This is a genomic window from Candidatus Sororendozoicomonas aggregata (assembly GCF_031528575.1).
Classification (GTDB): Bacteria; Pseudomonadota; Gammaproteobacteria; order Pseudomonadales; family Endozoicomonadaceae; genus Endonucleibacter; species Endonucleibacter aggregata.
On the sequence record NZ_JAVLSP010000006.1, the window covers coordinates 1 to 22,230 of the forward strand.

At 44.8% G+C, this 22,230-nt stretch carries 19 protein-coding genes; 14 read left to right on the forward strand and 5 right to left on the reverse strand.

The features are described from left to right. Window positions 1–299 precede the first annotated feature (299 nt). Both V4C51_RS01970 and V4C51_RS01975 read right to left on the reverse strand, forming a co-directional pair. Window positions 300–974: a hypothetical protein gene (locus V4C51_RS01970; RefSeq protein WP_330924442.1), complete on the reverse strand. Its 675-nt coding sequence runs from the start codon at window positions 972–974 to the stop codon at window positions 300–302. A 1,052-nt stretch (window positions 975–2,026) separates the two neighbouring features. Beyond that, entirely contained in the window at window positions 2,027–2,164 is a 138-nt protein-coding gene (locus V4C51_RS01975) for a hypothetical protein (RefSeq protein WP_330924443.1), read from the reverse strand. Between the two features lie 458 nt (window positions 2,165–2,622). Here V4C51_RS01975 and V4C51_RS01980 point away from each other — a divergent pair, with 458 nt between their 5' ends. Both V4C51_RS01980 and V4C51_RS01985 read left to right on the forward strand, forming a co-directional pair. Next, on the forward strand, window positions 2,623–3,282 hold the full coding sequence (locus V4C51_RS01980) for a hypothetical protein (protein WP_330924444.1): 660 nt from the start codon (window positions 2,623–2,625) through the stop codon (window positions 3,280–3,282). A 230-nt stretch (window positions 3,283–3,512) separates the two neighbouring features. Further along, a complete protein-coding gene (locus tag V4C51_RS01985) occupies window positions 3,513–4,235 on the forward strand; it encodes a hypothetical protein (RefSeq protein WP_330924445.1) in 723 nt (240 codons plus the stop codon). A gap of 29 nt (window positions 4,236–4,264) precedes the next feature. On the opposite strand, the gene V4C51_RS01990 is transcribed toward V4C51_RS01985, so the two are convergent. Further along, window positions 4,265–4,915: a hypothetical protein gene (locus V4C51_RS01990; protein WP_330924446.1), complete on the reverse strand. Its 651-nt coding sequence runs from the start codon at window positions 4,913–4,915 to the stop codon at window positions 4,265–4,267. Between the two features lie 270 nt (window positions 4,916–5,185). Between V4C51_RS01990 and V4C51_RS01995 the strand changes: the two genes are divergently transcribed. Then, window positions 5,186–7,564, forward strand: coding sequence for a hypothetical protein (locus tag V4C51_RS01995; RefSeq protein ID WP_330924447.1), 2,379 nt, complete (start codon window positions 5,186–5,188; stop codon window positions 7,562–7,564). A 15-nt stretch (window positions 7,565–7,579) separates the two neighbouring features. On the opposite strand, the gene V4C51_RS02000 is transcribed toward V4C51_RS01995, so the two are convergent. Then, the gene (locus tag V4C51_RS02000; protein WP_330924448.1) at window positions 7,580–8,374 is read right to left on the reverse strand and encodes a hypothetical protein; all 795 of its coding nucleotides are present in this window, start codon (window positions 8,372–8,374) and stop codon (window positions 7,580–7,582) included. A 791-nt stretch (window positions 8,375–9,165) separates the two neighbouring features. Between V4C51_RS02000 and V4C51_RS02005 the strand changes: the two genes are divergently transcribed. The 3 genes from V4C51_RS02005 (at window position 9,166) to ald (ending at window position 13,191) form a co-directional block, all read left to right on the forward strand. Continuing rightward, window positions 9,166–10,584 (forward strand): anthrax toxin-like adenylyl cyclase domain-containing protein, encoded by a 1,419-nt coding sequence (locus tag V4C51_RS02005; RefSeq protein WP_330924449.1) that lies wholly within the window; start codon window positions 9,166–9,168, stop codon window positions 10,582–10,584. A 161-nt stretch (window positions 10,585–10,745) separates the two neighbouring features. Further along, window positions 10,746–11,270: a hypothetical protein gene (locus V4C51_RS02010; protein ID WP_330924450.1), complete on the forward strand. Its 525-nt coding sequence runs from the start codon at window positions 10,746–10,748 to the stop codon at window positions 11,268–11,270. 799 nt (window positions 11,271–12,069) lie between these two features. Further along, window positions 12,070–13,191 carry an alanine dehydrogenase gene (ald, locus tag V4C51_RS02015; protein WP_330924451.1) on the forward strand — a complete coding sequence of 374 codons (1,122 nt, stop codon included), beginning with the start codon at window positions 12,070–12,072 and terminating at the stop codon, window positions 13,189–13,191. A 230-nt stretch (window positions 13,192–13,421) separates the two neighbouring features. On the opposite strand, the gene V4C51_RS02020 is transcribed toward ald, so the two are convergent. After that, window positions 13,422–14,459, reverse strand: a complete 1,038-nt coding sequence (locus tag V4C51_RS02020) for a GlxA family transcriptional regulator (RefSeq protein ID WP_330924452.1) — start codon at window positions 14,457–14,459, stop codon at window positions 13,422–13,424. Window positions 14,460–14,633: 174 nt separating this feature from the next. On the opposite strand from V4C51_RS02020, the gene V4C51_RS02025 reads away from it, so the two are divergent. The 8 genes from V4C51_RS02025 (at window position 14,634) to V4C51_RS02060 (ending at window position 21,927) form a co-directional block, all read left to right on the forward strand. Next, window positions 14,634–15,851, forward strand: a complete 1,218-nt coding sequence (locus tag V4C51_RS02025) for an aspartate aminotransferase family protein (RefSeq protein ID WP_330924453.1) — start codon at window positions 14,634–14,636, stop codon at window positions 15,849–15,851. A gap of 282 nt (window positions 15,852–16,133) precedes the next feature. After that, window positions 16,134–16,934 carry a siderophore-interacting protein gene (locus tag V4C51_RS02030; RefSeq protein WP_330924454.1) on the forward strand — a complete coding sequence of 267 codons (801 nt, stop codon included), beginning with the start codon at window positions 16,134–16,136 and terminating at the stop codon, window positions 16,932–16,934. Between the two features lie 210 nt (window positions 16,935–17,144). Beyond that, a complete protein-coding gene (locus V4C51_RS02035) occupies window positions 17,145–18,140 on the forward strand; it encodes a HipA domain-containing protein (protein WP_330924455.1) in 996 nt (331 codons plus the stop codon). Then, the gene (locus V4C51_RS02040) at window positions 18,137–18,853 is read left to right on the forward strand and encodes an HIRAN domain-containing protein (protein ID WP_330924456.1); all 717 of its coding nucleotides are present in this window, start codon (window positions 18,137–18,139) and stop codon (window positions 18,851–18,853) included. The genes V4C51_RS02035 and V4C51_RS02040 overlap by 4 nt, the downstream gene beginning before the upstream one ends. Window positions 18,854–19,194: 341 nt before the next feature. Then, a complete protein-coding gene (locus V4C51_RS02045) occupies window positions 19,195–19,494 on the forward strand; it encodes a hypothetical protein (protein WP_330924457.1) in 300 nt (99 codons plus the stop codon). 604 nt (window positions 19,495–20,098) lie between these two features. Next, a complete protein-coding gene (locus V4C51_RS02050; RefSeq protein WP_330924458.1) occupies window positions 20,099–20,353 on the forward strand; it encodes a type II toxin-antitoxin system HicA family toxin in 255 nt (84 codons plus the stop codon). After that, window positions 20,350–20,682, forward strand: coding sequence for a type II toxin-antitoxin system HicB family antitoxin (locus V4C51_RS02055; RefSeq protein ID WP_330924459.1), 333 nt, complete (start codon window positions 20,350–20,352; stop codon window positions 20,680–20,682). Before V4C51_RS02050 ends, V4C51_RS02055 begins: the two co-directional genes overlap by 4 nt. A 318-nt stretch (window positions 20,683–21,000) precedes the next feature. Then, the gene (locus tag V4C51_RS02060; RefSeq protein ID WP_330924460.1) at window positions 21,001–21,927 is read left to right on the forward strand and encodes a restriction endonuclease; all 927 of its coding nucleotides are present in this window, start codon (window positions 21,001–21,003) and stop codon (window positions 21,925–21,927) included. Window positions 21,928–22,230 lie beyond the last annotated feature (303 nt).

A 22,230-nucleotide genomic window follows, 5' to 3' on the forward strand; every position in this document is an offset into this window, starting at 1 on the left:
GGCCAAGCCATTTAAGTGGACTTACAAAGCTCGGCCATTGGTAGCATAGAGGGGATGGATATTAGAGCTTGGCACCACTAGGAGCCTGACCGAGAATAGACTGCCCTACTGCGGTTGCGATAAATGGGTCTAAAAATTCCTGTTTCTTCGTCAAATAGCCCCACTATTATCCTCCGAAGCAGAAGTTTTTATCCTCAATTTCTCGTAATCCTCGCTACGGGCGCTGTTCTCGCTCTACTAATTTCTACTTATTGCGCTTTACGCTACTAACCTGACTGCCCCTTGCTTAGCAGGAAAAATCATAAGATGCGACAACTAGACGGGGACTGGGGCTCGGTCTGGGGTGGTTCAAATATAAAACCCCTGACGTCACATAAATAGAATTCACGATTGGGGTCCAACAGCTCAGCTACTAAGCGCAGGAACTGATCTTTTAAATCAGAATCATTCCTCTGAGCTAAATACTCACCTGATGTTGGGAAAAACAGATACACTTTATTTGATTTTCTCAGGGGGTGATAGCTGGCGAAGACACGAGCGGTATAGGGTGGTAGCGTTGATCTGAGTTTGAATATATGCCCATACCAGGATTCATCACATTCTATAAACCTTACCAAGTGAGCTTTGAATTGAGACGGCCATATAGCGCTTGGTCTAAGACCCATCATGCCATAAATTATCAGTGCTTCCAGTGTTTCTGGTGGGAAAGGACGGTCTTGATGGTAAGGGGTTAATACGGGAAGTGTTGCTGAAAGATGGTAGGGCCGATTATTTGGGCATAGCATTCTGGGAATTCTGGCAGTAACAAGCGCCATTCTCTCTTTTACAGGGACACTTTCAACGTGTTTGTGCGTGATAGTGAGCCAACTCATTGTCGCTAACGTTTCAAATTCCTCAAGAACGGGGTGTGGAAATTTCATTGATAGACCCAGTAGGTACTCAGCACCAAAAGAAGCTGTCTTTGAATAGGTCATAGTATGTGTCCAAGGTTATGTTGTATCCAGAGCAGAGGGTGTTTTCAGCTTTTGGGGAAGTAGATTTTATGTGCTTTCTTTTCAGGTTGATCAAGGGGTGTTTTTTCAGAAAAGCCGGTAGATATTCATGCAAAAGCACACATCTGCACCACTACCCGACAGAGGTGCATGCAAATATAAACCTCCTGATATCCTATAAAAAATGACTTTCTTTACCCATCACTTTTAACTGAAATGGATCCCAAAAATCAGACAACAACAGTCGTTTTTTCTGGTGCTACTAATTTCTACTCATTGCGCTTTACGCTACTAACCTGACTGCCCCTTACTTAGCAGGAAAAATCATAAGAGGGTACAGCTAGACGGTGACTGGGGCTGGGGATGTGGTTCAAATATAAAACCCCTGACGTCACAAAAAAATAGTTCACGATTGGGATCCACCAGCTCAATTATTAAGCGCAGGAATTGATCTTTTAAGTCAGAGTCATTCCTCTGAGCTAAATACTCACCTGATGTTGGGAAAAATAGATACACTTTATTTGATTTTCTCAGGGGGTAATAGCTTCCAAAGACACGACCAGGAAAGGGTCTTGACGATGAGCTGAGTCTGAATATATGCCCATACCAGGATTCATCACATTCTATAAACCTTGCCAAGTGATCCCTCAATTCATCAGGCCAAAAATTGCTTGGTCTAAGACCCATCATGCCATAAATTATCAGTGTTTGCAGTTTGTCTGGTGGGAAAGGAATGTTAGGAAAAAGGGTTAAGGGAAGTTTTGCTGAAACATGGTAGGGCCGATTATTTGGGCATAGCATTCTGGGAATTCTGGCAGCAACAAGTGCCATTCTCTCTTTTACAGGGACACTTTCAACGTGTTTGTGCGTCATAGTGAGCCAGCTCATTGTCGCTAACGTTTCAAATTCCTCAAGAACGGGGTTTGGAAATTTCATTGATAGACCCAGTAGGTACTCAGCACCAAAAGAAGCTGTCTTTGAACAGACCATAGTATGTACCAAGGGTTATGTTGTATCGAGAGCAGGGGGTGCTTTCAGCCTTCGGGGAAGTAGATTTCGTGTGCTTTCTTTTCAGGTTGATCAGGGGGTGTTTTTTCAGAAAAGCCGGTAGACCAGTAGGTATTCATGCAAGAGCACGCATCTGAACCACTACCCGCCAGTGGGGTATTCAAATATAAACCTCCTGATATCCTGTAAAAAATGATTTTCTTTACCCACCACTTTGAATGCCAATTCATAGAGTTCATCAACTAAATGACAAGGCGCTTAATGTATTTTGGAGAGTTATCTAAACAGCGCCGCAAAAGTAACGCTGTCTCTTTTAACCTTTGAAATATGCGTTCATAGCACATGGCGTTGTCGAGGAGATCATACAGCTTAATAATTGGGCTATTATACGTCAAGACAGTTGATGGTTGTAGTGGGGAAAGCCCTGTTTCTGGCAGCTCCCCGGAACTCATTAAGAGCCAACGAAAAAAGCTGTATCAGCAGGTTAAGCCGCGCCATCGGGAACGATGAGATAGATGAGATAAAAGGACAACGAGAAATCAGGAGCTGGATGAACTCTGGTTGAATCCAGAGGTCGGTCTTCGGGCGACTAAGTCAAGCCGCGTGAGTTGAGGCGACAACTATGCTTACAAAATTCTTTTCTTTTGGTGCTAGCTACATCCCGGGTTTGTCATGGAAATCAAATATGCCAGAACACGCTCTTGAAACACTTGAAACACTTGAAACGTTAGCGACAATAAGTTGGCTCTCTGTCAGGAGCAATTACGATGCAAGTCTCCCTGGAAAACACAGAATGGCGCTTGTTGCTGCCAAAATTCCCAGAATGTTACACCCAAATAATCCGCCCTATGGTATTTTCACAACACTGCCTGAATTAAACAAAGAGCGCGCTCGTAGCCCCCTTGGTTCTTTCGCAGTAGAGCCAATGCAAGCACTGGCGGTTTATGCCATGATGGGGCTCAGGGCACCAGGCAATATTTGGTCTAATTTACCCGGGTTTTCTTACAGGCGTTTTTTAAAAAATAATGGGTCTGGGTATGGGCATATGTTCAGAGTCAAATCAACGTTGTTTTCTTCTGCCCGTGTCTTCGGAAGCTATGAACCGCAGGAAGAAAAAGGTGTCTTATATCTATTTTTCCCAACATTAGGTGAGTATTATTCTACCGAAGCTGATTATTATGCAGTAAATGCATTGGATAGTATAGAACGTGATTACATAGGTGGTATGAATATCAATAGTTGTGACTTTTTATGTGATGTCAGGCGGTTTATATTTGAATGATTATCTATCGGGTAGTGGGTCAGATGGGTGTTACTTTTTCTTGAAAAAAAACAGACATTTTGAAGGGGATATAGTATTGTGACGCCGACCACAAAAAAAATGCCCGTATATAAAAGACAGCGCTTTATAGGATATACATGATGACCCTGAGTGACCAAAGGTGACAGCGCCTTTGGATTGATACAATGAATTGAGGGACAACTATGTTGAGACCAAGCACTACTTTAAAATTGACAGAAACCGCTGCTTTTGGTGCTAACTACATCCCGGGTCTGTCACAGAAATCAAATACTCCAGCCCCCGTTCTTGAGGCACTTGAGACTTTAGCGACAATGAGTTGGCTCTCTGTCATTTACAAACACGGTATCACTTCAAAAGAACCTGAAAGAATATTTAACCCCGACGTCAGAATGCAGCTTGTTGCTGCCAAAATTCCCAGAATGTTACACCCAAATCATCCGCCCTATGGTATTCCAGCAACACTGCCTGAATTGAACAAAGAAGAACCTGACGATAGCCTTCTTGATTCTCTAGAACCAGATAGCCTCCTTCGTTTTATACAACCAGATACCATCCCTTGTTTTTCCGGAATAGAATCAATGCGAACACTGGCGATTTATGCCATGATGGGTCTTAGGGCACCAGGCAATATGTGGTCTAATTTACTCGGGTATTGTTATAGGAGTTTTTTAAAAATCAACGGGGCTGGGCATGGGCATATATTCAGCATCAAATCAAGAGAGTCGAAGGCTGTCCGTGTTGTTGGAAGCTATGAACCGCCGGGCGTAAAAGGTGTCATCTATCTATTTTTCCCAACATCAGGTGAACATGTATTTACCGATGCCGATTATGTTCATGGAGATCAATACAATCGCATAGAGCATAGGGCGTTGGGAATGAATACCAATGTTTGTAACTCTTTATGTGATGTCAGGCGGTTTATATTTGAATGATTATCTATCGGGTAGGGGGCAGATGGGTGTTACTTTTTCTTGAAAAAAAACAGACAGTTTGAAGGGGATATATCATAGCAACGTTTACCCCAAAAAAAATGACTGTATATAAAAGACAGCGCTTCGCGTGATATACATGACGACCCTGAGTGACCAAAAGTGACAGCGCCTTTGGCTTGATACAATATTCTCACCGATTCAACGGTTATATTATGCTCGTCCTTGCCCCCTGTTTCAGCCGCTTGTTTTTCTAAAACCAACCAGCTTAAGTCCAGGCCACCTTGTAGGATAAAGAGTAGCCCACCTGGCTTTAGTAACAACCAGGGTGACCCTAAATGATGTAAATCGGGTAAATACTCCATTAATACAATATCGTAATGACAAATTCTAAGATCCTTAAAGGAAGGACTATTCAGATCCGTTACAATGGTTGGTTCTATAGAACTCCTGCAATCATAGGTATCTACTGTGTAAGGGTGCCAGCAAGCGTTCCAGCCTGGTCTTTGTAGCGAGCCACACCCTAAAACAGCCGCTGTTACAGGCCTGTCGAAATCAAAGAACCTCTCGGAATCTGGCCCGCAACGAAGACCACACGAAATACATACGGCACCGCCATGCTCATCTGTGTCAGTTAAGTTATAGTTCTTACACGCTTCACATATGAAAGCCAATATGCGCATATCGCACCTGCTTATTATTTTAAAAAGTGGTTTTCCGCAACATTTTACCGGCAAAGGTTAGCAGACCCTGAGCAAAGGCCGCAAGATAACACTGTGGACAGTTACGATAAAGTTTTGCGTTATTATATTGAATTAATGTACGGCAAGCAGGCCTGCATTGGGGTAATAAAAAAATGAGGGCTTGATTGAGTGCGATTGGCACGTAACCAGAATTTATCGAACAATTAATTATTGCAACGTTAAAATAGCGACTATGCTTAGCAGAATTTTTTGAATAAACCATTTGCCAGTGATGCTATGAATAGACACTTTCTTTCCCGGATATTAGCCGTATTTGGCCTTCTCTTGACTGCCCTCACGCTCTGTGTGCCGACCGCAATGGCAATAGAAATTGAAGATGTCCACTATTTAAAGCCTGATAACCTTGATCCCGATAGCAACACCCTTTTAATCATCTCGGTTATTGCCAGAACAGAAAAGTGTTACCTCGAATCCCTCGGCATTCCTGATGATTACAGGCTGGAGTTAAGCTCTCCCTACTTCTATGACCAAGCCAAAGGTATTTGCAGAGCGACTGTTCCACCTGATGGCGGTTGCTTTATTTATACCAACAGTGAGGGAGAAAAAGTCATTCATCTGGTTCACTATCATCGAGTAGCGCGTACCAACATAAAAAATAATTATCAAAAAGAATACGGATGTGAATATATTGAGAAAATAGGAAGGGTAACGAGAAACCGCGATGATGCAAGTATTCGTATCATTCAAGAAATTACAGAAGCATTCAGCAATAGATTATCCTCACCTTCATCATCACCTTTGCCTGTTAAACAAGTAAAGATTGAGTTGCTTACTTATGAAGAAAAACAGTCCGGGATCATTCGTATACCGTTTCAATATATCGGCAAAGAATACCCGGAGGGGCACCAAAGAGCAGGAGGAAGCCTGGAGGTAAATCTTAATAATGATCCGCCATCAGTACAAACAATGATTGCTTTTAAAGAAACCAGTGAAATTAGTCAATACGGTTACTATGTTAGTGATCCCAGTAAAATGTTACTGGGGTACATAAAAAACAACCGATTAGTACTGCGTAAACAAAAAATTCACAAGCATGCTTTAGGGTATACCCCGGGTAAAAGAAACGGAAGTGGCTGTAAGCGTAGTCCTGAATTTGATGACAAGGTCAGTACCAAGCTTGAGCTGTTCCTTGCCTGTCAGTCGGTTATTGATAAGTCATCTACCACAAAACTATTGGCTTTATTCAAATCATCAGAAAAAACAATAGCTTTATGTGTTAAACCTAAAGGTCCCATTCACTTTGGTTATGATTGTGAGAGTGAAAAAGGTGTCAGTTTGGGTGACTATTTATGCAATTATTTACAGGAAAATGAGCCAGAGTTTATATTGCAAAATAACCAAGCACTTAATGTGCCAGTAGTAAAGTGGGAGCAGGCTGTTGAAAACTTGTGGGACAAAGTGGTTATGGAAAAATTTGATTATTTAAATAAAATGCAGAACAAGCCACAGCCTCCCCTGTGCGAATCAAAAGAATTGGCGGAATTAAAAGAAAAAAATAACTATCTGCAAGGCAGACTGGAATCATTGAAAGAAAATGAAGGTAAACTGTTAAGAACGTTACAAGATCATGAATCAAAAATGGTTGAATATGAAGAGCAGATTGCTGATCTTAAAAATAATCACGAACAGGAGATTATCGATATTGAACTTGAAGCCGCAAATGATAAGGAAGAACTGGAAAAAAAAGAAAAAGCCATTTCAGCGCAAAATGATATCATATCAACCCTTCGTAACAGTGTTACGGCTCTTAGAAAACAGTTAGATGAAGCTGAAAGTAAGCAAAGCAGCAGGCAGAGTATCACCGTTGGTACACAGACTGACAGCCAGACCCAGATACCAATACCAGATAATCAAAGCAGCAGGCAGGGTATCGACGTTGGCATGCAGACTGACAGCCAACAAACCCAGATGCCGGGTAATCAAAGCAGCAGGCAGGGTATTGACGTTGGTATGCAGACTGACATCCAGATTCCGCTACCCCCTGTAATTTGTGCCCATAAAACCGCCGCGAGTACAGACAAAATAACACCTGTCTTACCCAGGAAAAGGAGGGGGGCGGCGATACCCGTTCACTCTGGCGAGCTTCTTTCTAGTGAGCCTCAGCCTTCCTCTGGCAAGCCTCGTAAAAGACAAAAAAAACCAACAAAGGACGATAGCGTACTTCCGCCAGATTCAGCATCTGTTGGCTTACCTTTTTACTATCCACATCCATCACATCCATCACATCCATTTGGCTGTATGCCTCCTTTTGGCCCAACTCATGCCGCTGGCCCCTTGCTGCCTCCAACTTATGTATGGCAAAACGGTTTTCCCGGTCATCCACACATGCTAGACCGCAGACTCCCCGCGCCGGCACATCCTCCCCGTGTGGCAGACCCTGAAGTACCGCATCATGGAGTGCGGTCAGACTGCGGTAGCCAGGTCTTTTACCCTGTTCTCTTAGACGGTGACAAAATAATACTGCAAACTTTCTCACCCGATAGTCAGAAAATATCCCCTGTACGGCAGCCAGCTCCAGACACACCGGTTGCCGGGCAGTCATCGGCTTCTAAAAAAACGCAGATGTAGGCTCACAGGAGCCGCTCAGGGGGCAGGAATAAACCTGCCTTTGTTAAGATCACTGATCTTGGACGGGGGGGCTTTTTCTGAGGTAAGAAGGACTCCCCATCCTACGGTGTGACCTTGGTTATCTGAAATTTCCAGCTGCTCATGACCGTACAAGGGAGCCAGGCGAGCCAGGGTAACCTTGTACTTTTTGTCAGATATATTTTGCTTGGCGGATTTGGTATCAATAAATACCACACCATCGGATTGGTAGGGTGTGATCTGGCTGGCCGCTTGAAGAGTAGAAATACGGATAGGGCTGTCTTCCGCTGGGTTGTTGAGTAAACACTGTACCCCATCAAGGCCATCCCCCGAATGGTGGGTGCAATTTACTTTGTAGGCAAGCCAGTTTTGCTCATTGTAGAATGATGAAATGATTTCGCCCTGACGTTCAACGGTATAGGGCAAACCTTTCCCATTAATAGTGATGGATTCAGTGTTGCCTTGGGTATTTCCTGGTTGAAAGGTGAGTTCGTTTGTGTGGTACCAGTGGTTGTTAATGCCCTCAACATTGATCTGGTAGCGTGCTCCCTTATTGAGGGTGATCTTTGCCGTTTCCATTGGGCTGTTTGGGTAAGCCAGGGAGTACTCTTTCGTCTTGCCATCATGAACGGAAACACTGATGCGTTTGATGACTGATGGGGATGATGGCTTGGGTGGTTTTTCCCCGCTTTGCGTCTGAGTGGTCTTTATATTATTAACAAGGGTGACTTCCTGTGCATATAGCAGTGGCACAGTCAGTAGGAGCAGGAGAGTAATCATTGTTTTTTTCATGATTGATGCCTTTGTTGTGTGTTAGACATGGGGAGAACCCGTTAGAAAGTACGAAGAGATGGGGGAAGAGATGAGATTAACCGTTTCAGGGAGAAGTTTACTGAGAAGTAGCCTTAAAAGGCACACTGCCACCGCGGCCAGAGATAAAGTGGTTTAAAAAGCTGATTTTGTTTGTTAAGCAGGGGACTATTCGCCTCTTTAAATCGACTTTTTATCCTCTCTTTCTCTTGATTCTCGCTACGGGCAGACTTTTAAGACTGTTTTTGAGACTGTTCGTTGACTTACCTCGGGTTGACAAAGCCATTTACACATTTAGTTGATTGACATCCTCCCCGGCGTGAACGACGGGGATTCCTGCTACCAGACGGCAATGCTCTGCCGCGGCGTATCCCTTACCAGTAGCGGTATACGCCTTATTCGACAATCTGCTCTACCTTTTGGATTGTTGAGATACACGGGCAGAAAGCGGAGGTATTTTGCGTTTCCTGTCAGGTAGCGTAATCGCTAGAAACGCCTGACAGATAGAGAATACAACAAATGGTCTGCTTTGCAAGCCTCGCTTACATCCCCCCTATGTCATCAGCATGGTTGTCGCCTCTCAATATCGGCTTTTTATTCTCTGTTTCTCTTGATTTGCTCCGCGCAGACGTTTAAGACCGCTTCTAAGCTACAGAAAAAGGGTGTGAACAGTCCTGCCTTTTGAGTCAAAAACAGGGAGCGTTAATTTTTCAATAAAGCCGTCATCGGTCGATAAAGGGAGATATTACTATAAAAAAATTGAGGTTATCCTAATGGCTAAGCTTCAGGGTTCAGGAGATAAGGCAATAACCTATGCCCTACAAAGTGATAACTCAGAAAAGACAGAAAAGACAGAAAAGACAGAATTCAAGCAGAGAAAAGTAGAGATTGCCTCTCATGTGAGTCCCACAGTTAAAGGCGTTGGGCCAAAAGCAAAAAAAGACACGCCTGTTAGTACGCCTATTAATAGTAGAAAGGTGGCAGTCAATAAAAAAGAAGAGAATACCGATAGTGGGATGATTACTGATTTGAATAAAATTGTTGAGCATCCGGGTCAGGGAATACCGAAGGATATGCTTGTGAAACTCATGAAACTCGCAGATATAAGAAAGAGTGCCGTTGCTGTGCGCCATGTTGAAAGAATTGCCAGGCAGTTGTTGGAAGATGGCTTTCCTACCAAAAGTTTCCATATTAAAGGGAAAAGCGCTAATTGGGGGCTTCAGGCTGGCACTATACCGATTGATCAAAATCTTAGTAAAAAAGCAGGAAGTCCAGAAGTGGATAAGTTAAGTAAGTCTGTGGCAGAGTGTCTTAAAAAACAGCAAAAAAATAGTTTTTTTAAAAAAAATAATGATACTAAAGTTTCTGGGGGAAATATAGCGGACAACGGTAGTGGTTTTGCCAGAAAAACCCATCTGTCAATTAGTGATAAAAGAATAAAGGAGTTGGAAAGTCTTGGTTTCTTTGAAGATGTAATAAAGGGTGTGGATAAAAATGGAAAGGAACAATGGACTGTTTCTGTGAGAGAAAGAAATGATGTGGATGGAAAGCTCAGCAAGCAGGTTGCGCGAAAAAATGATAATGGAACCTGGGACACCTATCGCTTAACAGAAAGCGGGGAAGAAAAGCCAATAGAAGTGCTGGCCCATGCGCCCACCGAAGAGGGTGAAAAGCCCATGCCTTTAACCGCCGATATAGACTTATTGTTTGAAGCGATTCCTATGAAAGAATTAGATTTAGGGGGATATGACAGGGTACCTAACCCAATGGTTTCGCCAAGTTTGATTAATAAGAATACAAAAAATTATAAAAATCAGCATACCAAAGATCTATTGTTGAAAGATTTTTTATCCAATGAAAAACCTGATACCGGCAATGCGTCAAAAAGAGTGGAAGATCTTATCAGGCAGGGGAATGAGGTTATTAACAGGAAATATCCCGTCATTCACCATGGCACTGATGCATTTAATCCATTTTCTAAAGAGTCTGAAAATTATCCAATCACCGTCTTTATTCCTGAAAACGCAGAGTTGGGTTTTACTGTAGCTATGGTCTTTGATGAGTCTCAGATGGAAGACATTATCAGTAAGCTTCACAGTAAGGAATTTTTTGTCCCCCAAAACCCATTGTGGAATAAAAACCATAGAAGACCATCGTTCGATAACGCAAAAAAATACTGGGAAGGGAAGTAGCGAGGTGAGGCTCCTAGCGTTTAGGTTGTCGGTGCAATCGTGTAGTTAGGATAGGTTGCTGGTAATAGTACTCAATATTTTGTTTTTATTGCCCTGATTGATACTTTTTCTATTTTGTGGGCTAGAATAAGAAAGTCACACTGTCTAGGAATGTTTTTATCGTGCTTTCGAATATATCTGTTTCCTCGAATGTAGAAAGTGAAGTGAAACGTGTCACCTTAAGCCTTTCTGATTCAGGTTTTTTTGATCAGGGGGTTGGTCAAAGTTTATCTGTTAGTATGAATATAGAATCCGAATTAGGGGAGGTCTACTATAAAAGTATTTTAGAGACACTGGCGCTGCAATCAGAAGAACTAAAATTAGAATTATTTAATATGATCAGTGAAGGGTATGGTGCCTTACTTAAAGTTTTTTTTAAAAACATTAACTGTTCATCTTTTTACCTGCAAAGTTCTGGTATCTTTATACATCTTCCTGAAAGGCTTTTTGATCAATCAAAAAAGAATATGGCAGAAATGAAAAGATTTAGTTGTCTTTACGATTTACATGATAGTTATCGGTGTATTATAAAGCAGCTTTTGGCGTTAATGTGTTTTAATGTTAATGACTTTGAAGCAAGATACTCGATAATGGCTATTGTTTTCATATTAAAAGAACATGTTGATCAATTTAGTGATGCTGTGTAATAAGCCGTAGTTTAATACAGGTCACATAAGTTCTTGCGCAAACATCTTTGATTTTGGGTGCTGGAAATGGAAACTCTGTTATGCAATGTTATGCAATGTTATGCAATGTTATGCAATTTTTTGTAACTGTAACTGTTCAGGGTTGACATAACCCGATGTATTATGTCACCACTTTCTGTTGTAGTAGCTTTCAATGCAGACATTATCTCAATAATCAGTTTTTCGACTCATGCCTTGTTGCATCTTGCGCTTAACATTTTTTCCGTAAGCCCCCTGACTTCTACCCCTGACTTCTACCCCTGACTTCTAGAGGGTGTCGCGAAACTCTTAATTTTCTCCGTCGTTATCCCGTACAGGGTAATTGTAAGGGATCTATGCCACAAGGATATGAATCACTAAACCCCGATGACGCGTGCGGTTAGAGTGCCTTCCATAGCGTGTGGTTCCTGTACATTCCCTGTGCGGGGTGTATTTCAGCGTTTCGCGACAGCCTCATTAGTTGGGGGAGCAGTCACTGCTCATTGCTCACCTCGAGGCGTTCTCTAATGATTAGAGTCAGGTGTCCAAAAGCAGTACACTCCATCAAAGCCAAAATAACGCGACAATGCACAAGAGCGCTACAAGCAAATTAAACTGTGAAGAAACATTTCAAGGTGAATGAACATGATCATGGTCATTATTTTTCATTTTATGATGTGTGAAAATTCTATTCTGTAAAAAATACAGCTTCTATCATTTAGACGCTTTTCTTGATATAAGACAGCCAGTAGATTGACTTTACTACCCATTGGAGTTGAACATGCACATTGGCATACCCAAGGAAATTAAAACTCACGAATACCGTGTTGGCTTAACCCCTGCTTCTGCCCATGATCTGGTTGTTAATGGTCATAAAGTGTTCGTTGAAACCAAAGCGGGTGAGGGTATTGACTTTAGTGATGATGACTACCGCGCGGCCGGCGTTGAAGTGCTCAAGAGCGCTGATGAAGTGTTTGAAAAGGCGGAAATGATTGTCAAGGTCAAAGAGCCTCAGCCCGAAGAGCGTGCTCGCCTCAAGCCACATCACACGTTATTTACTTACTTTCATCTGGCACCTGATGCTGAACAAACCCACGATCTGATCGAATCCGGTGCCACCTGCATTGCCTACGAAACCGTGACTGACAAAACCGGTGGCTTGCCTCTGCTGGCGCCTATGTCTGCTGTTGCTGGTCGTATGTCTATTCAGGCCGGCGCCAGTGCTCTGGAGAAATCCAACGGTGGTCGTGCTGTCCTGATGGGCGGTGTACCAGGCGTTGAACCTGCCAAAGTCGTCATTATCGGTGGTGGTGTTGTGGGTGAAAACGCGGCTGAAATGGCGGTAGGTATGGGGGCTGAGGTGGTCATTCTGGATCGTTCACTGGATGTTCTGCGTCGTTTGTCTAACCGCTTTGATAACCGCATCAAAACAGTTTACTCCACATTCCAGGCCCTGGCTGAACACGTAATCTCTGCCGACCTGGTTGTCGGTGCCGTACTGTTGCCCGGTGCCGCAGCGCCCAAACTGATTACCCGCGAGCTGGTTGCCAGCATGAAAAAAGGGGCCGTTATTGTCGATGTGGCCATTGATCAGGGTGGTTGTGCGGAAACGGCTGTTGCTACCACTCACGCGGATCCCACCTATATTGTTGATGGCGTTGTGCATTACTGTGTTGCCAATATGCCAGGCGCTGTTGCCCGTACCTCCACCATGGCACTGAATAATGCCACATTGCCTTATACGCTGGCGCTGGCTAATAAGGGCATCAGGCAGGCATTGTCCGATGACAGGCATTTGCTCAATGGCCTGAATGTGTGCAAGGGGCATATTACCTGCCGTGATGTTTCTGATGCGCTGGAACTTCCTTACACAGCAGCAGAAGAAATTATTCAGGCTCTGTAGTACGTTCGGTTGCCAGGAGCCTGTCGGACTTATGCTTTCGAGCTTTCTCGCGCTTTCTGGATTTTAGGCCGAAATGGTCTTAAGTCCGACAGGCTCCTAGCCCGGATATTTCATAAACTCCCTTAGAGCCGCAAAGAGCAAGCAAGGCCAGGAGCGTGTTTATGAAATATCCGGGCTAGACACAACCGTCATATGCCAACGGTCGTACCTGCGACTGTTGGTGGTGATAATTAGTCTTTGTTGACTGATAACGATCGCTTCAATGCCACCATTTTCAAGTCTCTTGAGCGCTGACGTTCTATTCTGGGTGTCAACTGAAAATGGTTTCGGTATGCCGTACTAAAGTGTGACGCATTGGAGAACCCGGCAGCAAGGGCAACTTGTACTATGGAAGCATCACCCTCTTTTAACAATCTTCGGGCTCTTTCAAGGCGCAATTGCAGATAATAACGGGAAGGTGTCGTTTGCAGGTTTTCTCTGAATAGTCGCTCCAACTGGCGCCTGGATACGCCCACATGGGATGCCAACTCGTCGGAACCTAAAGGCTCTTCAATATTCGCCCGCATAAGATCAAGCGCTTCCCTTAATTTGGAATCAGGCGCTGATGCCATGCCTTCTTCCTTGACAGGAGAGAATGCCTGGCGACGATAACCCCGTGGCTCGTGGTAAAAGACTTCGGCGACGGCATCACAGAGTAAAGCCCCATGGTGCTGTTTGATCAGCGCGAGCATCAGATCCAATGATGATTGACCACCTTGGCAGGTATAGCGATTTCTGTCTATTTCAACAGGGTAGTGTAACCACCTTACCTTTTTGTAGTCTAATAGCGCTTTTGAAAAGTGCGTAGCACTGTAGCCATCGAGCAGCCCACTGCAAGCGAGCACCTCAAGTCCACAGCCAATAGCACCGACGGCTTTACATTCGGGTGCCACTGCCTTCAGCCAGCGCAAGGTCAGGTGGTTGCCGTCGTGGTGGTGATCGCTTTGTTTGTCAGCGCCACAAAGAAAGATAATTTCATCTTGATTGACCGGTGGCAGATCACTGTCCACCTGAATATTTACCCCTGAAGTACTTTGCGCAGGCCGACCATCAACGGACACTGTTCTGCTATGGTAGGCTTTTCTCCCGAGTTGATTGTTTGCTTCAAATAAAGGCTCAATGGCGGATGAGAAGCTGATGAGTGAAAAGCCGGGTAACAGCAAAAAGGTCACAGGCTGACTGTCAACAGGTGGCGCTAAAAGACGACTCTTTGCCTGCACGTTTGACATTCCTCCCCTTTACGGCTCAGATTTGTTTATTATTTCACCCTACTTAAGCGGAACCTGGATACAGAAATCAGGTTGTTAACAGCGAAAACGGAAAACTCCGTGTCGCCCCATGCAAAAACTGTAGACTCAAATTGGCTGATAATAGCAATAAATGAATAAAAAGGATGATGTAATATGACTGAATATACCGTAACCCGTGACACGTTCAATCAGGTCATGGTACCCAATTATGCCCCTCAGACCATGGTGCCCGTGCGGGGAAAAGGCTCCCGAGTGTGGGATCAGCAGGGAAAGGAGTATATCGACTTCGCCGGTGGTATTGCTGTAAATGCTCTGGGCCACTGCCACCCAACGTTACTGAAGGTGCTCAAAGAGCAAAGCGAAAAGCTTTGGCACTTAAGTAACGTTTATACAAATGAACCGGCCCTGTCCCTGGCGCAGGCACTCATTACCCACACCTTCGCGGACAAGGTTTTTTTCTGTAGTTCAGGTACCGAAGCCAACGAAGCCGCCTTCAAGCTGGCCAGAAAATACGCCCACGATCACTTTGGTCCTGAGAAAAATGAAATCATTGCCTTTAACAGTGCCTTCCACGGACGCAGCCTGTTTACCGTCAGTGTCGGCGGTCAGGCCAAGTACCGGGAAGGTTTTGCGCCTTTGCCTGGGGGCATTGATCATTTGCCATTTAATGACCTCGACGCCCTGAGCGCTGCGATTTCTGAGAAAACCTGTGCCGTGGTTATTGAGCCTATTCAGGGTGAGGGAGGCGTCAAACCAGCCACGCAGGCGTTTCTTGAAGGTGCGAAAGCCTTGTGTAAAAAGCACGATGCCTTACTGGTTTTTGACGAAATACAAACCGGCGTTGGTCGTACAGGTCATTTGTACGCTTATATGGAAAGTGGCATTGAGCCTGATATTCTTACCAGCGCCAAAGCCCTCGGTGGTGGTTTCCCTGTTGGCGCTATGCTGGCAACGGATAAAGTGGCAGACAGCTTTAATTTTGGTACGCATGGCAGCACCTACGGCGGTAATCCCCTCGGCTGTGCTGTGGCGCTCGAGGCATTTAACATTATCAATGATGACCAGTTGCTTGCTGGTGTGTCACGCAAACACGCTGTTTTTCGCGAGCATTTTGCCGCCATCAATGACAAGCATCAACTGTTCAGCGATATCCGTGGCAGAGGGTTGCTCATTGGCGCGGAATTGAAAGAGCAATGGCATGGACGAGGCAAAGAATTTTTAGCGGCGGCAGGGGAAGAAGGGCTCATGCTGCTGGTGGCAGGACCCAATATTTTAAGGGTCACTCCTTCACTGATTATTCCTGATGAAGATATTCAGGCAGGGATGGCAAGATTGGAGAAAGCCATCGCAAAGGTTCTTGGTAAAACTTAAAAGGTTCTTGGTAAAACGTATTGACACCCTCCTCCAGCTAGGTCGCTGCTTGATGTGATTGCCGAATATATCAGAAACCAAGATAAGCCCTAGACGGGCTGAACGAAATTCACCACCCGCCTAGCTCGGCGGGAGTCCTCTTTCGATTCTGGATAGCTGCGACAACAGTAAAATCAGCGGCGCATGGTAGTGCCGCTTTTACTATCGGTTTCTATTTGAAAATACTTCTCATTTGCAGGCTGATTTGCTAGTGTACTGTTCCTACTACCGTGAGAGCGCACCATGAGCAAGCCAGCTTTCCGTCAACTGACTGTCCACAGTACCCACACTATTACCCCTAACATGCAACGCGTCGTCTTCACCGGTGAAGCATTGAATGATTTCCCGCTCTCCCAGGAAAGCGCTTATATCAAACTGATGTTCGATGCTGAAGGTCAGCCGTTAACGGCTATGCCAGAAGAGAACAATAAAACGGAAAAACCCCGGTTGCGCTCTTACACCATTCGTGACTATAACCCTCAAGACCAGTTACTGACCGTTGACTTTGTACTGCATGGCCATGGTGATGATCAGGGGCCAGCCGGACGTTGGGCACAGGTGACAGCCCCTGGTGATATCATCATGATCAAGGGGCCAGGACCAAAAAAACTGGTTGATAACAGCGCTGACTGGTTTTTGCTGGTGGGCGATATGACCGCCTTATCGGCAATTTGCTGCAACCTTGAGCAGCTTCCCGCTGATGCCAGAGGCTACGCCATTATTGAAGTGGCTGATGCCAGAGACAAACAGTCAATACAGACCCCTGAAGGCATGGAGCTGATCTGGCTGGTGAATGCCGACCTTAATCCACAGACCAGCTTGCTGAGCAACACCGTAAAAGAACTGGAATGGTTAACAGGCAGCCCGGCTGTATGGAGCGCTTGCGAATTCAGCAATATGCGACAACTGAGAGCGTATTTTAAAACTGAACGGAACGTAGAGCGCGAGCGGTTGTACATCAGCAGTTATTGGAAAAAAGGCTTCTCTGATGAGCAGCATAAAGTCGCCAAGCGCAAAGATGCTGAGGCCTTTGGTGCCCTTTAACGAGCATTGCGAAACTCTCCCCACCTGTCCATGATAGAAAGAGTACTCCCTGCTACTTCTGGAGGCGGATGTCAACATCTCGTTCCTGTGCTCCGTGTGGGAACGCTCGCCTTTTTCACCCCAAGTGAGTACTTTCACAAAGATTTCAGGACTTTTCCTACTGCGACAAGTACACTCAAAAAAACAGGCATTTTTCAGTGGTGTACTCAGTTGATAGATAGAAAAAACATTTACCAATCCAGTACCCAGATTATTGACGTCGCAAAATGGCCGGTGCACCAGGATTATGAAGTATTCCCCGTTGGGGCGAGGGATAAGAGCTTGAGGGTGTGCCCTGATAAAGCCCCTTTTGACTTCTGTTTGCCAAATCAAAGATATTTGTTTAAAGAAGCGATTAAGAGCGCTAAAGATTCCAGAAAACCCAGACATCCTGATCAGTACTGGGCTGAAATCATCGCTTTTAAAATTGGCCGTTTAATGAAATTACCCGTGCCGCCAGCATTTGTTGCTATCAACTCAGAAACAGGGGAGCCGGGTTCAGTTATTGAATGGTTTTTGGGCTATCAGCCAGATATAAAAGAAAGATTTACCCCTGGCGGTGACCATATGCAGGCATTGATTGATGATTATGATCGAGAAAAGGGTCGTCTGCATAATCTTGAAACCATTATTAAATTTTCACGAGCTCTCGGTAGAAATAAAACGCTTAGTCACAACTGGCAAGAATACTGGGGATTATGCCTTTGCTATGATGCAGTTATCGGAAATACTGACCGTCATCAGGAAAATTGGGGTGTCATATGGAACGAAAATGGCTCTTTAGCCAGATTTACACCCTATTTTGATAATGGCACCAGCCTTGGTCATGAATTGTTCGAGAAAAAGTTCAGGCAGTTTACAACGGACGAGAACGGTCTTCGAGCCTATATCAATAATGGCCGACACCATATGAAATGGAGCCTGTCCAGTGAACGGCGGCTACCTCTTATCGATGGTGTTTTTGATTTTTGTATGAAGTACCCCGCAATGATTCCATTACTGATTGACAGCCTGAGTTGGTCAGAAGACGCTTTGGAAAAGGTGCTTAGTGAACTGACAACATTTACGATAAAATCGCCACTGACTGAAGAAAGAGCAGCCTTTATATACAAGCTAACAGTTCTGAGAAGGCGTATCCTGCTCGAACACCTGGAGAACATGGCATGAGGTACATTGAACATCTGATTGAGCCTGAGCGCCTGCTATTGTCATGGCAGGCATTAGACAGCAACAGCCGCTCACGCTATTTAGTGGGTGAACTCGTGCGCAAAGATGATGTAGTTGTGCTCAACTACTTTAAAGGAACTGAAGACTTTGAGCAGGCGCGTTTGCAGGGTTTTAAAGGACACCCCGCATTCCAACTCAAAGATGATGTGTGCTCCTATGAAAATCAGGTACTGGAAGCGTTTACCCACAGAATACCACCACGAAGTCGCAGTGATTTTTATCGGTATCTGGAGTTGCGGGGGCTAAACCCAGACGCAGCAATCAGCGACTTTGCTTTGTTAGGCTACGTGGGGGCACGCCTCCCTGATGATGGCTTTGAGTTAGTGCATCCCTTTGATAGCGCAAATGAGCCTTTTGAGCTTCTCATCGAAGTGGCCGGGTTTCGGTATGAGTCAACAATTTCCATTGACGAGATTGCTGTTAATACACCGGTACAATTTATTCCTGAACCTGAAAATCAGTACGATTCACAGGCAATACGCATTGAGCTTGGTGGTAACAAACTTGGCTATGTTGACCGTGGACGCCTTGAACTCTTCCACCGCCACCTTAAAGCGGGCCATTCAGTACAGGGTGAAGTTATACGTAAAAATGGCACTGCCGAGCGTCCCTTGCTTTATATCTACACAACAATAGCCCCGAACCGCCATTAAGCCCCCCTCTGGCCTGACAGATCACCCTTTCTGTCAGGCTAAACTACGTAAAGCCTTTCAGTTGACGCATCCATCCCAATGAAATTACAGTAAATTTGGTGGATACATACGACTTCTTTCTATGTTTTAACCATGTGCTTATCAGTACAATTCACCCTTAATACATGCATTGATCATAGCTACCGAGGCCCATGCTCCGCCTGGTCACTAACAGACCATGGCTGACCTCCGAGCGGTAGCGTGCCTGATTTCTTTTTCACTCAGCCAAGAAGCCTGCTTAATGTTTGAACAAGTCTTTAAAAATATCGACGATACCCTGCGTAAAGATGCAGGCTGTTCCAGTGAGCTGGACTATACCGAGTAAACCTCATGGATGCTGTTTTTTAAGGTATCTGGAAGATTTTGAAAAGGACCGTGCTGACCTGGCAGAAATGAGCGGCGAGCGTTACCAGTACATTATTGAGGAAGACTATCGCTGGAGTGTCTGGGCCGCGCCGAAGGATGAACAGGGCAAGTTTGACCACAACAGACAACAAAAGACCGACAACAACAACAAAAGTAACAACAAAAGGACACCCATAAAGTTACCCATAAAGTTAACCGGCAACGTCAAACTTATGGGTGTCCTTTTTTCTTCGTGACCAAATGAAAACATATATTTTTTTGCTGGCAGGCCTTGCAAGGCCTGTAGATCAACTTGAAAAGCAAATGGTCATGTACTTAAAACATATAAATCGGGTAAGGGCTGGTCTTTCTCCAACCCTCCCCACAGCACCCGGCATGTGGGTCCGCACCGGGTGGGCGTTTCAACGATAGGGGGAGAACGGGAAGGAGAACGGGGGGGAGAACGGGACACCCATAAATTTTCAACTGGAAAAAGCGGGTGTCCTTTTTTTGTGTTGTGTCCTTTTTTTGTTTTTTGTTTTTTTGAGGCATTGCCGGTTAAATTTTTGGGTAAATTTTTGGGTGTCCTGTACTTTGGTACTTTGGTACTTTGGTACTTTGGTACTTTGTTGCTTTGGTCCTGTACTTTGGTCCTGTACTTTGGTCCTGTACTTTGGTTCTGTACTTTGTGTACTTCTGTACTTTTCTTCTGTACTTTTCTGTACTTTCTCCTAAAAAGAGCATCCAGCGGACGGCGCTAGACGCACCACCGCTTATGCAGGCGTTATGTGCTCATACATCCAATCTACAAACGTTAAAAAATGATACCAATAATTGATACTATGATCTATAGTGTCATCTATGAACGCTAAACACCGAAAAACCCTCGAAGTGATATATAAAGAACCCGTTCCAAAGCAGTTGGAATGGAAAGCCATAGAAGCCCTTTTTATTACTGCTGGAGCTGAAGTTATCGAGGGGCGCGGGTCGCGTGTAAGGTTCCACAAAGATGGGGAAATTGGCACTTTCCATAGACCACACCCCAAGAAAGAGGCTAAGCCGTATCAGGTGAAAGATGCACGCGATTTTTTAATCAGGATTGGAGTGAAGCCATGAACACAATGACATATAAAGGTTATGCGGCCAGCATAGAATACAGCGATGATGACGAATGCTTTATCGGTCATATTGCAGGCATAAAAGACCGGGTTGGTTTTCATGGTGAGTCAGTAGCGGAACTCAGAGAGTCATTTCAGGAAGCAGTTGAGGATTATCTAGAAACTTGTGCGGCAGTTGGTAAAGAGCCTCAAAAACCATATTCCGGCAAGTTGATGTTACGTATACCTCCAGAATTACACGCATCAATAGCTACTGCTGCTCAGGTCAGCAATCAGAGTATTAATCAATGGATCTCAAGAGCATTGTCTCAAGCCTCACGTATTTAAATCGAGAACGCACATAAATCGGGTAAGGGCTGGTCTTTCTCCAACCCTCCCCACAGCACCGGGCATGCGGGTCCGCACCGGGCGTTTCAACGATGATGGTGAAACCTGATCCATAAAGGCCCACCCTGTGGCATGCCGACCCTGGTCGGGTAGACATTGCCATCAATCATGACACCGGAGCAAAAAACAAAAAAGCAACAAAAAAAGGACACCCATCAATTTGCCCATCAATTTGGTATTGCCGGTTAAATTTTTGGGTGTCCTATACTCCTGCCCTGCACTCAGTGTTTCAGAACAACTCAAAAGGATCCGTATAAAATGGCAATTCCACGCCATAACGATATCTGGACACCTGCCCTCCAGTTGCTCAGCCAGCATGAATCACTCAAAATGCGAGAGTTTGAAATACCGCTGGCCAAACACTTTCAATTGTCTGAACAAGAGCGGCTGAAAGTGTACGACTCAGGCAATGGTAAAATGTTTTATGACCGTATTGCATGGGCATTGAGCTACCTGAATATGGCAGGCTTGGTGCGAAAGCCTAAAAGGGCTGTGTACCAGGTGACAGATGTTGGTCGGCAACTGTTAGCCACGCCAGAAAAAATTGATATCCATATTAGCCAGCAGGTTAGCCAACGGGAACCGGTAAAGCGTAGCAAGAAAGAAAAGCCAACCATTACTTCAGCAACGCCTGAAAGCCATATCACGCCTCAGGAAGCGCTCTATGCTTCTTCTGCTGAGATTCGTCAGTCTGTGTACGATGAGATTATTGAGGTCATCCTCAGCAAATCTCCCCGTGCCTTTGAAGAGCTTGTCGTCACGCTGCTACAGCGTATGGGGTATGGCGGCGAAGTGGAAGGGGCGGGTGAAGTCACACAGTACTCAAACGACCAGGGCATTGATGGCATTATCAAAGAAGATGTGCTGGGGTTTGGGCGCATTTATATTCAGGCCAAACGCTATGCAAGAGATAATGCCGTAGGCCGGGAAGATATTCATAAATTTGTGGGTGCGTTATCGTTTGCCAAAGCAAGCAAAGGCGTATTTATTACCACGTCCAGCTATACCAAAAGCGCCATTGCCGACACGGAAGACTTTGACAGCGCAAAAAAGCTGGTGCTGATCGACGGTCAGCAACTGGCCAAATACATCTACGACTACAACCTGGGCATGCAGGTTGAGCAAACCATCGAAATCAAAAAGCTTGATAGTGATTTCTGGGATGCTTTGAGTGATAACGCTTAATCAGGCTAATTGGGCGAGCTTTTGGAAGACATCCATCCGGTACTGATTAAGATCAACAACTTTGTCATCAATGCACTTCTATCAGGACTTCTGGCGGTGTTGTTTAGGTAACTCCCCGGAATCCATTAAGAGCCTTAAGCAAATTGATCGGAAGTTCTGGCCGCACTTTCTCGCACTTTCTCGCACTTTCTCGTACTTTCTCGTACTTTCTGGATTTTAGGCCGAAATTGTCTTAAGTCCGACAGGCTCCTAGCCAGCCATGCCCATTGGGTGGCGGGTAAAAGATTGTGAGCAACTTTCAAG

What these genes read in the sequence shown, in the direction of transcription:
- V4C51_RS01990 (WP_330924446.1), bottom strand. Translation starts at nt 4,915, where the DNA reads ATGCGCATATTGGCTTTCATATGTGAAGCGTGTAAGAACTATAACTTA.
- V4C51_RS02060 (WP_330924460.1), top strand. Translation starts at nt 21,001, where the DNA reads ATGGCAATTCCACGCCATAACGATATCTGGACACCTGCCCTCCAGTTG.
- V4C51_RS02030 (WP_330924454.1), top strand. Translation starts at nt 16,134, where the DNA reads ATGAGCAAGCCAGCTTTCCGTCAACTGACTGTCCACAGTACCCACACT.
- V4C51_RS01980 (WP_330924444.1), top strand. Translation starts at nt 2,623, where the DNA reads ATGCTTACAAAATTCTTTTCTTTTGGTGCTAGCTACATCCCGGGTTTG.
- V4C51_RS02020 (WP_330924452.1), bottom strand. Translation starts at nt 14,459, where the DNA reads ATGTCAAACGTGCAGGCAAAGAGTCGTCTTTTAGCGCCACCTGTTGAC.
- V4C51_RS02055 (WP_330924459.1), top strand. Translation starts at nt 20,350, where the DNA reads ATGAACACAATGACATATAAAGGTTATGCGGCCAGCATAGAATACAGC.
- V4C51_RS02025 (WP_330924453.1), top strand. Translation starts at nt 14,634, where the DNA reads ATGACTGAATATACCGTAACCCGTGACACGTTCAATCAGGTCATGGTA.
- ald (WP_330924451.1), top strand. Translation starts at nt 12,070, where the DNA reads ATGCACATTGGCATACCCAAGGAAATTAAAACTCACGAATACCGTGTT.
- V4C51_RS01970 (WP_330924442.1), bottom strand. Translation starts at nt 974, where the DNA reads ATGACCTATTCAAAGACAGCTTCTTTTGGTGCTGAGTACCTACTGGGT.
- V4C51_RS02000 (WP_330924448.1), bottom strand. Translation starts at nt 8,374, where the DNA reads ATGAAAAAAACAATGATTACTCTCCTGCTCCTACTGACTGTGCCACTG.
- V4C51_RS02040 (WP_330924456.1), top strand. Translation starts at nt 18,137, where the DNA reads ATGAGGTACATTGAACATCTGATTGAGCCTGAGCGCCTGCTATTGTCA.
- V4C51_RS02050 (WP_330924458.1), top strand. Translation starts at nt 20,099, where the DNA reads ATGAACGCTAAACACCGAAAAACCCTCGAAGTGATATATAAAGAACCC.
- V4C51_RS02005 (WP_330924449.1), top strand. Translation starts at nt 9,166, where the DNA reads ATGGCTAAGCTTCAGGGTTCAGGAGATAAGGCAATAACCTATGCCCTA.